Genomic DNA, 14538 nt, shown 5'->3' with positions numbered 1-14538 from the left:
ATATAAGACTGCCGAAGTTGTGTGTGTGAAGAGGGATAATTTGTTTAAAAAAGCTAATGCATTTTATTTTATAGCTAGTTCCTTAACGTTACTTACATCTTTAGCGCTTATTGTAACTTCTAATGTGCCTCTTCCTCTAACTCTCGCTTTAGCTGCATTATCTGTTTTGGTGCTTGCACTTTCGTATAAAATAATTAGCAATAATAAGAAACTAGAAGTTGAGAGAAGTAAATTCGCTCGAAAAGAGCAAGAGTTGGAAAATAAAATAACTCTGGAAAAAGAAGCTGGAAACAAAAAAGTGGAAAAATTAAAACATGAATTAACTCGAGAAAAGCAGAATTTAGAAAGCAAAATTGATAGGTTAAATAAGGAAATAGATCAGTTAAAGGAAGAACAAACTGTTACACAACAAGGATTAAACCAGAAAGCTCGGGAGTTAATTGCCAGAACGCAAGAACTGGAAGGTAAAATGAACGAGTTATATAATGCAGAACAACAATTGAATAAAATAACTCTAAAATTGAATCAGAAAGTAAATGAGTCAGAAGTTGAGAGAGAATCTCTTCTTGAAGAAAAAAAATCTTTAGAGCAAAAATTAGAAGCTAAAATAGACCGTGTATTTAGAATAACAGGCAAATTAGAAAAAATAATGAAGGAAAAAGATGGACTTAGTGAGCAAGCAGAAGAATTAGTTTGTAAAATCACGCGTTTGTGTGAACATTTACAAGAAAAAGAAGTTAATCTAGCTGAAAAAGAAAAACGCATAACGGAATTGAAAAGGAAAATAGATAATAATAAACATGCAGAATTAAAAAATGAAGAATTGCATAAGGAAATAGAAAAATTATCTAAAGAAAAAGAAGAATTATGTAAGGAAATAGAAAAATTATGTAAAGAAAAAAATATATTATATAATAAAAAAGAAGAATTACATAAAAGACAAAAAGAACTTTATGCGGAATTAGATGAGTTACAATGTAGATTTAAAGAAACTAATCAGAAAAATAAAAACTTATCTCAAGAATTAAAAAAGAAATTCGAAGAGTTAGATGAAGCAAATGGTTTAATTAAAAATCAATCTTTTGAGTTAGATGGGATAAGAAAAGATTGTAATAATGAAGTAAAAAGTTTAAGAAATTCACTTTTAGAACGAGACAGTCAAATAGAACAACTTGAAGAGGGTTTTTTGAAAGAGAAGAAAGAACAAGTAAATTTTATGCAACTGTTGATAAGCTGTATAACAGACCAAATAGAAGGACCAACAGGAGATAATGATGAAAAAGCAGTATTAAACACGACTCAAATATTAAAGCTTGCGTTACAAAAAGAAATTGCACGGCTTTTGCCAGACAAAACGCCTTCTTCTTCGCTGGAAGATCTTGTATATGCATCATCGCTAGACGAAACATCTGTTCCTTTACATGCAGGAGATCGTGGATATGGATCCGAGGAAGATTCTGGATATAACAGTCGCTCATCCACTCCGACCAAATTGCCAGATTTACCGTGGACAGAACGTTGTAAACGCAGTCAATTTCGGAATGTAGAACTTGACAATACAACAAATTAGTCTTATTATAAAATAAATCATGCAAGATAATGAACCCAATAATATGTGCACTGGATACACAAGACTTAAATAAGGCTATTTCTCTAGCTAATGCTCTGCGTGGTAAAGTTGGCATGGTTAAGCTGGGATTAGAATTTTTTGCTGCTCAAGGTCTTTCTGGAGTGCAAGAAGTTGCAAAATGCAATGTACCAATTTTTTTAGATCTGAAATTGTATGATATTCCGAGCACTGTGGCTAAAACAGTTGAAGTAATAAAAGTTCTGAACGTTGAAATGTTAACTCTGCACATCAGCGGTGGGACAAAAATGCTTGAAGAAGCGCTAAGTGTAGTGCAAGGCACAAAAATAAAGCTGATTGGAGTGACAGTGCTAACTAGTATGAGCAATGAGGATTTAAACGAGCTTGGAGTAGCAAGAGAGGCAAAATCACAGGTAATTTTGCTTGCAAGGCTTGCAAAAAAGATTGGACTCCATGGAATAGTCTGTTCTGCACTAGAAGCTCAAGAAGTGCGCCGAGAATGCGGTGAAGACTTTAAAATTATTACTCCAGGAATTCGTATAGATCCAGGTCATGACGACCAAAAAAGGACAGCAACACCAAAAGAAGCAATAAATTCAGGAGCTGATTATATCGTCATTGGCAGACCCATTACAAAAGCTGCAAGTAGTGCAGAATTAATATTGAAATCCCTTACTAATTGAAGCAGATAAAAAAAAGTTTGAAGCAGATAAAAAAAGTGCTTGACATGAAAAAACGAACATTATATAGTGTTGTTATCTTTTGTTTTACCTCGCTTAATTTAATTGCTGGGTTGAGCTTACAGTACTAAGTGTGGCACAAAGTGCCACGCTATTTTCCGATTTACATTTTCAACAGATAAGTTTTCTTCGGTTTTTTTCATGCTGAAGTGTAGTTGTTATTGTAGCAACAGGGTTGTTGTCTTCAAATTACAGCACAGTTGCCTGTAAAATTCAAAAGAAGTCTAATGCTAACTAATTTTCCATTTTCATTTTATTTTCAAAGGAGGCTATTATGTCACTTACCAATATCGCTCACCGTATTAATGAACTCGCTTCATCATGGGAGCAATTTAAATTAATAAATGATCGCAAACTAAAAGAAATTGAAAGCAAAGGGCATGCTGATTCTGCAACAATTGAGCAGCTATGCAAGGTAAATAATGCCATTGATAGTTGCAAAGAGCGTTTAGACTTGATCGAAACTGCAGCTCAACGTCCAGAAGTAAATACAGATTTTAGCACAAGCGATAAATATTTTTCTGATTATATCCGCAAGGGCGGTTTATCACACAAAACCCTCAGTGGGGATGATAATGATATCGGAGGGTATCTAGTTACTCCGCATATTGTAAAACGCATAAACAAGCGCGTAACTGATTCGTCTCCAATGCGACAAATATGCTCCAGTCAAAGAATCTCTACTGAAACATTGGATTACATTATAGAAGATTTTGACCGCGCCGGTGCAGGTTGGAGCAGTGAAACAGTAGATGATGAGGACGGTGGCAATAAGTCTAAGTATGATTTTGCAAAAGATACGGACACGCCCAAAATCCAAAAGATTTCCATCACGACTTACGAGTTATATGCTCAACCACAAATATCACAAAAGTTACTCGATGATGCGTTTGTTGATGTTGAAAGTTGGCTGGTGGAAAAGATTGCCGAGACTTTTAGTAAGGAAGAAAGCGAAGCCTTCATTAAGGGTGAGGGTACTTTTCAACCCAAAGGAATTTTAGCTTATGATGATGGAAAGGGCTACAATAAAATAGAGCAAGTTAAAACTGAAAAATTAGATAGCGATTCAATAATGATATTGTACTATTCTCTCAATGAGTATTACTCTAAAAATGCATCATTTTTGATGAACAGAAGTACGTTAAAAAACATTAGGCTGCTAAAATCTCAAGAGGGTCAATATCTCTGGCAGCCAAGTTTGTCGCTTAAAGCCCCAGATACTTTAATGGGGATACCAGTATATCAATCTGCCGATATGCCACCAGCGCCAAACAATCAGCTACCAGTAATTGCGATGGCAGATTTCAAACAAGCTTATAAGATTGTAGACAACAGAGGAATGAGAATATTAAGAGACCCTTATACGAATAAGCCTTACGTTAGATTTTTTGTCACTAAGCGTGTTGGCGGAGAGGTTGTAAACACCAGCGCTATTAAATTGTTGAAAGTTGCGAGCAAGTACTAAAAACTTCAACAGCACCGCCTTCAAAACCTTTTTACTTCTTCTTATACCATATATTTTCCCTTTAAAGTAAAAAATAGTTGACATGTTATACTATTTACGAGATAATTAAGTTAGTTTATTATTAATTTAAGGAGTAAAGTATGTGGAAAAGTATAAAAAAGTTTTTTAAGTGGATTGCTGATCACACAGGAATTTCATGGGTTGCAAGAAAAATTTCATCAGGCTGGAAGTGGTTATTTGGTGGTAAAGCAAAACAAAATACATCACAGCATGAGGGGCGTTCAGATAATAAGGAACATGAACCTACTCAAGCAAATGATCAATCAAAAGATCACACAACACCAAAAACTCCTGCTCCTAGCAGGCCAACACCAACAGTAGAGCCAGAAGGTCTAAAAACTCCTAGTGATGATAGCTCTGTAACACCGCTGCCATATGAGCCCCTTAAGACTACAACACAAGAGCCTGCTCAACCAACACTGGATGAAAAATCTCAAGAATCTGTAGTTAATAAACGTGAAGAAGGCGAGCTTAAGCTTAACACAGCTTTAAATGGCATAGATCTAAGTTTAAAGCAAGCTTTAGTGGTTCAGGACTATAAAAGTCATAATGTAAACGCAAATGAATCTTTTACTGAACTTCTTATATATATAAAGTGTGGTAAAGATGAATACCGTGTTGTTGGCTATACTCTTGGAGAACCTACTAGTATTTTTTCTGTACCTATAGCGTCGATAGTAAAGAAGAACGAAAATGGTGAGTATTTGGATAGCAACTTAAAGAACCCTTTAAAGAACCCTGTAAATAAAGATGTACAAGAAATGCTAGGATTAAAAGATGATGTAACAACGGTTAAAGTAGATAGTATATCTAACGAGCCATTTGAAGGTACAGCGTTGGGACGACCTAAGCTCAATACTACTACGACACAACAAGTGGTTAACAATTATACAACTATTACACCATCTGCAGTGCCAAATAAATCTCAAGGTAATAGTATTGTTATTCCAGAGGGAGCAAAGCTGAAGTTTTTTCCAGAGATATCTGACTTTCTTTCGAGAGCAAGCTTGGAAAGAGAAATGCTGTTTTGCAAGGTGGCACCGAACTCATTATTTACTCAATCAATAGCAGAACAAGCCGCTAGTAATGATCATTCTCGTTAATTAGTAACCACTATAGTAAACCTTTCAAAAAGGAGCACCCCTTCAGGTGCTCTTTTTTTCTTTCTTATATACACAAAAATCATATAGAATTGTAGACACAGTTCTTTTATTCTGATGCTTTTCAATTCTATAGTTCTTAGCCTCTCTTTACTATTATTTCTCTGTATTATCATAAAAAAGAATAAAAAATTGAGTAAAGAGAAAGCAAACCTTGAAGTTAATTTATGTAAATTAGAGCAAGAAACAAAGCAAAGTTTGCTTACGAAGAATGAAGAAATAGTTGATTTAAAGATCAAAAAAGCAGAGCTTGAAGTGACTCTGCAAAAAGAACGTGAGGAAAAGAAAAAGGAAATAGAGTTACTAACAAAAGCAGAGGAGAGATTAACAAACACTTTTAAAGCACTTTCTCTTGATGCTTTGCAAACAAATAACAATAATTTTCTGAACTTAGCAAAGGAAGTAATCGATAGTAAATTAAAAGAAACGGAAAGCGATTTCAAAAAAAGACAAGCAACGATCAACGAAGTTGTAACTCCAATAAAAGAAAAATTAGAAAAATTTGACAGTGAAATACGTGAGCTGGAAAAAGAGAGGGTAGGGGCCTATGAAGGTTTAAAGGAGCAAATTGGAGCGCTGATGAACCAAACTTCTAGCCTTGCTAATGCCCTGAGAAAACCTCACATCAGAGGAAAGTGGGGTGAAATGCAGTTAAAAAGAGTGGTAGAAATAGCGGGGATGATTGAATATTGCGATTTTTTTACTCAAGCCTCAGTGATTGATAAAAACGAGGATAATTTATTGCGTCCTGATTTAATAATTAAAATGCCATCTGGAAAGCAAATAATAATAGATGCTAAAGTGCCGCTTGATTCTTACATGGATGCTATATCACAAAATGATTTGCAAATACAAAAGGAGAAATTAAAGAATCATTCCCTGGCAATAAAAAAACACATAAATGACTTGGGTAAAAAAGAGTATTGGAATCAATTTGAAAATACGCCAGAACTTGTGGTGCTTTTCTTAACAGGGGAGGGGGTTTTTAGCGCAGCACTAGAATATGAGCCTGCTTTGATAGAGATTGGAGTGGAGAAAAAAGTGATCATTGCAACACCGATCACTCTAATTGCGTTGCTAAGAGCAATAGCGTATGGATGGAAGCAAGAGATGATAGCTGAAAATGCAAAGAAAATCAGTGAACTAGGTCATATTTTATATGAGCGCATTTGCACAATGGGTGAAAACTTTGATAATTTGCGCAGGAGCTTAAAAAGTGCTGTTGATCATTATAATAAAACTGCTGGTTCGCTTGAAGCAAGAGTGTTTCCTGCTGCTCGAGAATTCAATAAGCTTGGTATACATGCAAAAAATAAAAGTTTAAGTGCTGCAAAGGAGTTAGAGTCCTTACCACGCAGTTTACATGCTGAGGAATTGAAAGTAGATTAGACTTCTTACATAACCATTCAAGAGCTAGACGTTTTAGATCTAGCATTTGTGATTAAGATTCACGTTTTTTTAATATTTATATATAGCTTATCTGCTTGCTGCCGCTTTTTCTTTTATTAACATATTAAGGAAAAATTTGACTTTTTATCTAAAATAATATAAAATAAAATAATAGTTGGTGAGGTAAAAATGTCAGTATCAAAAGAGCGTAAGGAATATTTACTAGAAAAGTTTAAATATGCTGCCAGAGAATTTGGCAAATCTGGTACAAAGTCCAATCATAAAACAGTACCAAAAGAACAGCAACTCTCTATTGATTTAGGTAACAAAAAAGTTTTTGGTACTATAAACAGAATTTTACACTGGATAGAAAGTAAATTTACGTATTTTTTTCCACGCTATAATTTATTTCCAGAAGTTGGAGTCGAAGGAAGAAAAATCCCTAGAACTAATACAAAGGTTAAGTATTTTACTCCAGATGATCAAATAGAACATACTAAAATTACTTATAAAGGAAAATTATACATAGACTTAATGCCAGAAATAGAAGGTAATAAGTTAAAAGGCTTTAAAGGCAAATTATATGATACAACTGATAAAATTAGTAAGGGAGAAAAAGGTTGTGTAGCTTATGTGATCACGCTTGATGGAAAGCTAGTCACTCATGAACATATTAATGTTAATAAAAGCAAGTGGGCTTATCGTCATTCAACTCTTGCAGGTGGTAGGCCAGTTTTATGTTCTGGTTTAATAAAAGTGGTAAATGGTAAAATAACTTATATAGACAACAATAGTGGGCATTATAAACCAGAATCAGCAAATTTATACAATGCAGTGAAAAAGTTAGAAGGTCTATTTTCGAAAGATGCGAAAGTTGTTTGCTTACCGTATTGGGTTAGCTTGCAAAAACAAATTCCGTTTATACGCAAAATTATTTCAGCCAACCAAGAGCCGGTAGAGAAATTCTTAAAAAGGATGGAGAAAAAAGGAGAAGATGGATTAACTCAATATGAAAGACATTTTAAAGGAGTAAAAGAATGCAATGAACAGTATGAACAAAAGTTGCTTCTTGCAAGCTATAAGTCACCTACAAATGAACTGCCCTGCAAACCAACTATACATAAAAAACACAGGTTGAAATACTCTGAATATATTAACTTACACCTTAATTTTTTGAAAGAGTTCGATGAAAATCCCAAAGTGCAAAAAATGGCAATAGAACATTCAATAAGAAGGGTTATTGGAGCAAATTATGGCCATAAACCTACAGTTGCGCTTGCTAAGGCACAGATAGCTAAAAATGGAAAGTTGCAAGAAAAGGACGAAATAGTAGGTATAAATGTAACCTTTCACCATGAGAACGATTGTAATAGCTTTGCTAAATTTCTGGATCTCAAAAAGCATAGCTATAATTGCACATTTCATCTGAAGGACAAAGAAATTGATGAGCTTCTTAAATCACGTGATAAGGAAGTTAGAGCTACTGTAAAAAGGTTAATACCTAATAAATATACAGTTTTTATGAGTGCAGACCAGGCTGATAGGTTTATAAAGGATACTTTACAAATTGAAATTGATAGCGTTGAACAATTGGGTACCCGTTTAGTGGAGCATTAAAATAGATAAACAAAGCAAGACAAAAAGGTAATCAAAGAGTGAGTGTAAGAGAACTCTGCAAAAATTTACAGTAAAAAATAGAAAAATTAGAAGCAAAAAGAATAAACTTCTTTCATGTATTAAATAAGTTTGATCTGACACTTAAAATAAGTAAGTTATAAAATAGTAAAAGAAAGGAGTGTTGCATTTCGTAAGCATACTCTATTGCCATTCTTACTATTACCCACAAATATGTGGTTCATGAGCAAGTCTCCATCCTTCTGCTAGATCAAAGAGACGTCTCCACCCTTTCCAAAGAGTAATTGGTCCTGGTTTTGGGTCGCTTTTTCTTGCTAAATGACCTCCAAGTTGAGCAATCCACGAAACGGCTTCTTTTATAGTAGGGGCTATACTTGGACATGGTTTTCTGTGTATTTTAACATATAAAACTTTCCATTCTTCCTCAGCTAATAAGCCAGTACATGGTAATGTTGGGTTAGTTCTTGCAATTGATGTAATAAAGAAAATTCTCCAAGCAATAATGCTCATGACTGTTAAATACCTCATTAATCTTTCTGCTGTTCCAAGTCTACATTCCTCAACTTTGAGACCAGATTTTAAAATCTTATGCAATATCTCTATTTTCCATCTCAAACAATACCAACTAATTTTTTCAACAGCTTCTTCAAAAGTACTGACCGAAAGATTTGTTAAAAGCATCCACTCTAGCGGACTTGCTCCTGGAGGAGAATTTCTTTCAACAACATGAATTGCGTAAAGTTGTAGACTGAATAATGCTGCTGGTTTATATTTTATGTGACCTTCTTTACCCCAGTTGCGGATTAGAAGTCAGTGAAAAAGATAGGGAAATAGGGTAAACTCCGGAAACATATTATCAAAAAGTAGAGAGGTTACCCATGAATAAAAATGTAACAGAATTATTTTGCTTTGTAGACGATTTTTGCAAGGCTATAAACAAAAATTTCGCAGAAAAACTCCTGCCAAACAGTAAAAAACCTACCAGAACGCCAGAGATTACGCATTCTGAAATTCTTACTATAATTTTACTTTATCAACAATCTAGATGTGAGGACTTTAAATCTTTCTATACATATTATTTGAAAGCACTATATGGATCTGAGTTTCAAAATTTGCCAACATATAGTAGATTTATTAGGCTAAAACCGAGGGTTTTATGGTATTTAGCATTACTTTTGCAATGGCTATGTGAGCAGTCGAAAATGACAGGGATTTCGTACATAGATGCAACATCTATCGCTGTTTGCCATCCAAAAAGAATCTCAAGAAACAAAGTTTTCAAAGGATTGGCAAAGCTTGGAAAGACTACATATGGCTGGTTTTTTGGTTTTAAATTGCATATGGTAATTAATGAAAAAGGTGAAATTCAAGGAGTTACACTTACTAAAGGTAACGTTGACGACAGAAAACCAGTACCAAAATTAACTGAAAAACTGACTGGTCTTTTGTTTGGTGATAAGGGCTATATAAAGAAAGAGCTCTTTGCAAAACTCTTCGATAGAGGACTAAAACTCGTTACCAAAGTAAAAAAAGGTATGAAAAACACATTAATGCTACTTGAAGAAAAGATTTTTTTAAGAAAAAGGTCGATTATTGAAACAGTTTTTGGCTACCTAAAAGACAGACTTGAGCTTGAGCATTCAAGGCACAGGTCTCCAATAAATTTCTTGGTGCACGTCTTTTCCACATTAGTTTCATATTCCATGAAGCCTAAAAAGCCCTGTATTTCTAGATTTTACTATATTGATTAATCCGCAACTGGGGTTCTTTACATTTTATGTGGCTTTCATGTGGACTCATCATAAATTTTCCGAATCTAATTTCTAGAAATGCTGTCCTTTTTTGCTTATCATCTCTAGCAGGGATTTCAACTTCTACTTTTCCAGTGCAAGGAAGACCTTGGATAAATGACCATAATTTTTGCTTATTCCTGGTATACATAAATTTTTTATTTACATTTCTGTTGTGACGAGCTCTTACTAAAATTGCTGAGTTAAGATTATGTGCAAGTTCAAAAAAATCATGTATATCTGCTTCTCTGTCACATACAGTTATAACCTCTGTTTGGGTCTGATCTATAATATTATTTGTTTTCTTTAAGCTTTCTAGCCATTTCATACTTTCTTTATCCTCAATATGAACGTTACTACGATGACTCTTTAGTCTTTTTTCTTCTTCAGAAATTGGTGGCCTCGAGTAAATCTTTTGATCCAATATTCCTAGTACCAAACCTTCCGTACTAACAGCAAGGGCTGTATGCATTACTGTACCTTTACCTCCTTTCCCAGCAATACTTCCCAATCCGCTTGTTTTTTTATGACTTGAGTATGAAATATAAGTTGTATCTTGAATTACAAGGACTCTTTTATGAGCTTTTGTTCTTTCAACTGTTTTATCAATGTGTGAAGCTAGAATATCAACTTCTTTTACGTTCTCATTTTGAAAAAAACGATATGCAGCTTTTGCTTCTGACCAACTTCCGCATGCCTCATTAATTGAGCTTTCAGGTGAACCTATCACACTATTAGCAATATTCACTAATCTTTCGGTCAATCTTTTATCTCCAAGTGAAGCATCTCCAAATTCATTTTTAGCCCACTCATTACTCTCGTTTGCCATTTTTATACCATCAATATTTGCAAACTCTAATATTGTAATACTTTATTCATAAGTACATCTATATTTGTGGGTAATAGTAAGATTGCCATTAGATCTACAACCTCAATCCCACACTTCTAGTCTACATCGTTGCTACAGCATTAGCAGACTACCAGATGTTGATGAACCAAAAAAGAAATTCAAACAATATCCTATACAAATAGTGTGTTTTTTTATAATTAATGCATAAACCTTTGGTCCAATAAATGCTACCATAGGCATTAAAAGTTAATTAACAAACTGCAATGTATAATAAAATAAAGGAACTTGTAAGATTTTGATCTTGCAAGTTATAGACAAGCAAATTTGTCATAAAGTTTAATAGTGTCTGTTACTGCTTTTAGGTGTGAGGCTAGAGGGTTATTAGCAGTAACAGACACTATTAAACTTATTATAGAATTTACTTAAAGTAAATACTTAATTTAAAATATTATAATATTTTTACTTACAATAGATTTATGTAAATGCTTTTTTCCTCAAATTAGTATTGTACTATTATACTTGTTGAATGCTAAAAAATTATTAACTATCACTAATCTCTATTTGCATAGTAAGTTTATATATACTATTATACAGTATATCATTTAGTTTTATAGCAAACAAACAAAAGATATGGTGAAGTTATTTGCACTATTGATAATATTTTACTCAAATATATCTGTTGCCTCTGCTCCTACTTCCTGGCAATTTGGATTTCCTCCTCCTGCAACTGAAGTAATGGAGGCTGTAGTTAGGTCACATTCGTTTGTGATGTTTGTGATGGTTGCAATAATGCTTTTTGTGTGGGCGCTGCTTGCTTATATAGCGTTTCGCTTTCGTAAAAGCAAAGTAACAAACATAAGTAAAACTACCCATAGTGTTCCTTTAGAAATTATTTGGTTTGTTATACCAACGATTATTGTTGGAATCTTAGCCTTTGAAAACGCTAAATTACTGAAGCTACAGGAAGAAATACCGAAAGCTGATATAACACTAAAAGTTATTGGCCATCAATGGTATTGGAGCTACCAATATCCAGAATATCAAGGTGTGTCATTTGATAGTTATATTAAGGGAAAAGAAGATTTTATCGAAGGAGATTTAAAGCTATTCTCTGTTGATAACAACATCATTTTACCCGTTAATACTAACGTTCGTTTACAAGTTACAGCAGGAGATGTGATACACAGTTGGGGAGTACCGGCTTTTGGTGTAAAAATTGATGCGATACCAGGTAGGCTAAATGAAGCGTGGTTTAATATCAAAAAGCCTGGTGTTTATTATGGGCAGTGCTACGAATTGTGTGGTCAAGGCCATGGATTTATGCCAATTGTTGTTGAAGCAGTAAGCAAAGAAGATTTTAATAAGTGGATCGAAAATAGAAAATTAGTGAGTTAAATTTGGAGTATAGATATGAGTAACGCACCAAAGGGCATAAAGCGTTGGTTGTTTTCCACCAACCATAAAGACATAGGGACACTGTACATTATTTTTTCCATATTAGCTGGAATTATTGGTGGATTATTATCGGTGATTATTCGTACTCAGCTAATGCACATTAATATACTTAACAATAACTATCAATTATATAACGTAATGATTACAGGCCATGCATTGATAATGGTGTTTTTTATGATAATGCCAGCCCTCATGGGAGGATTTGGTAATTGGTTTGTGCCTCTTATGATCGGTGCACCCGATATGGCATTTCCTCGTATGAATAATTTAAGTTTCTGGTTATTAGTGTCATCTTTTATTTTGCTCATTCTTTCAGCATTTGCTGGAGAAGGTGCAGGTACGGGTTGGACTTTATATCCACCTTTATCACAGGTAATGTCCCATCCAAGTGCAGGAGTTGACATTGCTATACTTGCACTTCATGTTGCTGGTATGTCGTCAATTGTTGGGGCGATCAACTTTATAGTTACTATATTTAACATGCGCGCAAAAGGAATGTCATTAACTAAGATGCCACTGTTTGTTTGGTCTGTCTTGCTAACAGCATTTATGTTGATTGTTGCTTTACCAGTGCTTGCCGGTGCTATAACTATGCTTCTTACTGATCGCAATGTTGGTACTTCCTTTTTTGATCCTGCCGGTGGCGGTGACCCTGTGTTATTTCAACATCTATTTTGGTTTTTTGGTCATCCAGAAGTTTACGTAATTATTTTTCCTGCATTTGGCATCATAAGTCAGGTTGTATCAACTTTTTCTCACAGACCTGTATTTGGTTACATAGGGATGGTTTATGCAATGATAGGTATAGCAGTATTTGGCTTTATGGTTTGGGCTCATCATATGTTCACTGTTGGGCTTAGTGCTGACGCTGCTGCATTTTTTAGCACCACCACAATTTTTATCGGTGTGATAACTGGTGTAAAAGTCTTTAGTTGGATTGCAACTATGTGGGGCGGAGCAATTGAGTTTAAAACCCCTATGCTATTTGCACTAGGTTTTATTTTCATGTTTGTTGGCGGTGGCATAACGGGAATAATTCTTTCTCATGGTGGAATAGATAAGCTTCTGCATGATACCTACTATGTTGTTGCTCACTTCCATTATGTCATGTCACTTGCTGCATTATTTGGAGCTTTTGCTGGCTTTTATTATTGGATTGGTAAAATGTCGGGTAAACAATATAATGAGCGCTTAGGTCAAATCCACTTTTGGCTTACTTTTATTAGCACCAATATCACTTTTTTACCTCAACATTTCTTGGGATTAGCTGGTATGCCAAGACGTATACCTGATTATCCTGATGCGTTTATCCCTTGGAATTACATATCCTCAATTGGCTCATATATGTCCTTTGTTTCAGTTATGTTTTTTGTGTTTATAGTTATACATCTCTTTAAATGGGGCAAGAAAGCTGGAGATAATCCTTGGGAAGGTGACACCTTGGAATGGACGGTATCTTCACCACCGCCTTTTCATACTTTCGAAAAGCCACCAGTGGTAAAATAGAATGTACACAAGTGTTTTGCTAAATGTTGAATCAACAATACTGGATTTTTGGCGTTTGCTGAAGCCAAGGATAATGTATCTTGTGGTATTTACTGCAGTTGCTGGTATGGTTACTGCACCAGGTAGTATGCACCCTTTTCTAGCACTAATATCTCTTATATGTGTTGCTCTTGGCTCAGGATCTGCAGGTGCTATCAATATGTGGTATGACAAAGACATAGATCTGCTCATGGAAAGGACAAAAAACCGCCCTATACCCTCAGGCAGAATTCTTGCAGAAAGTGCGCTTGAATTTGGTATAACTCTTGGAATATTGTCAGTATTTATCATGGCAATAGCAGTAAATTATATTTCTGCTGCTTTGCTTGCAGTTAGCATATTATTTTACGTTTTCGTATATACAATTTGGCTAAAAAGGCGTACTCCGCAGAATATCGTTATCGGTGGTGCAGCAGGTGCTTTTCCTCCAATGATTGGCTGGGCAGCTGTAACTAATTCTGTAAGTTGGGAAAGTTTCATTTTATTTTTAGTAATTTTTATGTGGACTCCACCACACTTTTGGGCCCTATCTTTAAATAAGTCTGAAGACTATGCAAAGGCATCGATTCCAATGTTCAATATTGTTTATGGTCCGGAAAAAACAAGAAAATATATATTAATTTATAGTGTGTTGCTGGTGCTAACTAGCTTGCTTCCAGCTCTATTTTTGAAAAAGGCTTTACTTTATCTAAGCATGGCAACCTTTGAAGGGTGCGTTTTTATTTGGTACGCTATATCAATTCTCAGATTCAAGAACCACATCTCACAGAAAAAAATGTTTTCTTATTCAATTTCTTATCTATTCTTTCTATTTGTTAGCATTATTTTTTGTTCTATTGATTTATTTTAATTATGAAAGAA

General features: G+C 34.5%; 10 protein-coding genes and 3 pseudogenes. 11 read left to right on the top strand and 2 right to left on the bottom strand.

From position 1 onward, the window contains the following. The first annotated feature begins 40 nt into the window (after positions 1–40). The 6 genes from NBW37_RS03010 to NBW37_RS02985 all read left to right on the top strand — a co-directional run bounded on the left by NBW37_RS03010 (position 41) and on the right by NBW37_RS02985 (position 8019). Positions 41–1570, top strand: a complete 1530-nt coding sequence (locus NBW37_RS03010) for a coiled-coil domain-containing protein (RefSeq protein WP_250296852.1) — start codon at positions 41–43, stop codon at positions 1568–1570. Positions 1571–1599: 29 nt separating this feature from the next. Next, the gene (pyrF, locus tag NBW37_RS03005; RefSeq protein WP_250296851.1) at positions 1600–2271 is read left to right on the top strand and encodes an orotidine-5'-phosphate decarboxylase; all 672 of its coding nucleotides are present in this window, start codon (positions 1600–1602) and stop codon (positions 2269–2271) included. A gap of 331 nt (positions 2272–2602) precedes the next feature. After that, positions 2603–3793 (top strand): phage major capsid protein, encoded by a 1191-nt coding sequence (locus NBW37_RS03000; RefSeq protein ID WP_250296850.1) that lies wholly within the window; start codon positions 2603–2605, stop codon positions 3791–3793. A 140-nt stretch (positions 3794–3933) separates the two neighbouring features. Continuing rightward, positions 3934–4956, top strand: a complete 1023-nt coding sequence (locus NBW37_RS02995) for a hypothetical protein (RefSeq protein WP_250296849.1) — start codon at positions 3934–3936, stop codon at positions 4954–4956. A 114-nt stretch (positions 4957–5070) separates the two neighbouring features. Continuing rightward, positions 5071–6402 (top strand): DNA recombination protein RmuC, encoded by a 1332-nt coding sequence (locus NBW37_RS02990; RefSeq protein WP_250296848.1) that lies wholly within the window; start codon positions 5071–5073, stop codon positions 6400–6402. 189 nt (positions 6403–6591) lie between these two features. Then, entirely contained in the window at positions 6592–8019 is a 1428-nt protein-coding gene (locus NBW37_RS02985; RefSeq protein ID WP_250296847.1) for a hypothetical protein, read from the top strand. 219 nt (positions 8020–8238) lie between these two features. Here the strand turns inward: NBW37_RS02985 and NBW37_RS02980 are convergent. Continuing rightward, a pseudogene (locus NBW37_RS02980) lies at positions 8239–8784 on the bottom strand (IS4 family transposase); the annotation flags it as partial. A gap of 131 nt (positions 8785–8915) precedes the next feature. On the opposite strand from NBW37_RS02980, the gene NBW37_RS02975 reads away from it, so the two are divergent. Then, on the top strand, positions 8916–9788 hold the full coding sequence (locus NBW37_RS02975; protein ID WP_250295817.1) for an IS982 family transposase: 873 nt from the start codon (positions 8916–8918) through the stop codon (positions 9786–9788). 4 nt (positions 9789–9792) lie between these two features. On the opposite strand, the pseudogene NBW37_RS02970 reads toward NBW37_RS02975, so the two are convergent. Continuing rightward, positions 9793–10656, bottom strand: a pseudogene (locus NBW37_RS02970) (IS4 family transposase); the annotation flags it as partial. 100 nt (positions 10657–10756) lie between these two features. Between NBW37_RS02970 and NBW37_RS07745 the strand changes: the two are divergent. The 4 genes and pseudogenes from NBW37_RS07745 to NBW37_RS02955 form a co-directional block, all read left to right on the top strand. Further along, positions 10757–10852 (top strand): annotated as a pseudogene (locus NBW37_RS07745) (IS481 family transposase); the annotation flags it as partial. A gap of 455 nt (positions 10853–11307) precedes the next feature. Next, positions 11308–12072: a cytochrome c oxidase subunit II gene (gene coxB / locus NBW37_RS02965; RefSeq protein WP_250296846.1), complete on the top strand. Its 765-nt coding sequence runs from the start codon at positions 11308–11310 to the stop codon at positions 12070–12072. Between the two features lie 15 nt (positions 12073–12087). Next, on the top strand, positions 12088–13638 hold the full coding sequence (gene ctaD, locus NBW37_RS02960; protein ID WP_250296845.1) for a cytochrome c oxidase subunit I: 1551 nt from the start codon (positions 12088–12090) through the stop codon (positions 13636–13638). A gap of 1 nt (position 13639) precedes the next feature. Continuing rightward, on the top strand, positions 13640–14527 hold the full coding sequence (locus tag NBW37_RS02955) for a heme o synthase (protein ID WP_250296844.1): 888 nt from the start codon (positions 13640–13642) through the stop codon (positions 14525–14527). Positions 14528–14538: the final 11 nt, after the last annotated feature.

The sequence above is a fragment of the Wolbachia endosymbiont of Oedothorax gibbosus genome, assembly GCF_936270145.1.
Classification (GTDB): domain Bacteria; phylum Pseudomonadota; class Alphaproteobacteria; order Rickettsiales; family Anaplasmataceae; genus Wolbachia.
Note: the sequence above shows the minus strand (reverse complement) of the source record. Positions and strands in the feature narration are given on the sequence as shown.

What these genes read in the sequence shown, in the direction of transcription:
- pyrF (WP_250296851.1), top strand. Translation starts at nt 1,600, where the DNA reads ATGAACCCAATAATATGTGCACTGGATACACAAGACTTAAATAAGGCT.
- NBW37_RS03000 (WP_250296850.1), top strand. Translation starts at nt 2,603, where the DNA reads ATGTCACTTACCAATATCGCTCACCGTATTAATGAACTCGCTTCATCA.
- NBW37_RS02995 (WP_250296849.1), top strand. Translation starts at nt 3,934, where the DNA reads ATGTGGAAAAGTATAAAAAAGTTTTTTAAGTGGATTGCTGATCACACA.
- NBW37_RS02990 (WP_250296848.1), top strand. Translation starts at nt 5,071, where the DNA reads ATGCTTTTCAATTCTATAGTTCTTAGCCTCTCTTTACTATTATTTCTC.
- NBW37_RS02985 (WP_250296847.1), top strand. Translation starts at nt 6,592, where the DNA reads ATGTCAGTATCAAAAGAGCGTAAGGAATATTTACTAGAAAAGTTTAAA.
- NBW37_RS02975 (WP_250295817.1), top strand. Translation starts at nt 8,916, where the DNA reads ATGAATAAAAATGTAACAGAATTATTTTGCTTTGTAGACGATTTTTGC.
- coxB (WP_250296846.1), top strand. Translation starts at nt 11,308, where the DNA reads ATGGTGAAGTTATTTGCACTATTGATAATATTTTACTCAAATATATCT.
- ctaD (WP_250296845.1), top strand. Translation starts at nt 12,088, where the DNA reads ATGAGTAACGCACCAAAGGGCATAAAGCGTTGGTTGTTTTCCACCAAC.
- NBW37_RS02955 (WP_250296844.1), top strand. Translation starts at nt 13,640, where the DNA reads ATGTACACAAGTGTTTTGCTAAATGTTGAATCAACAATACTGGATTTT.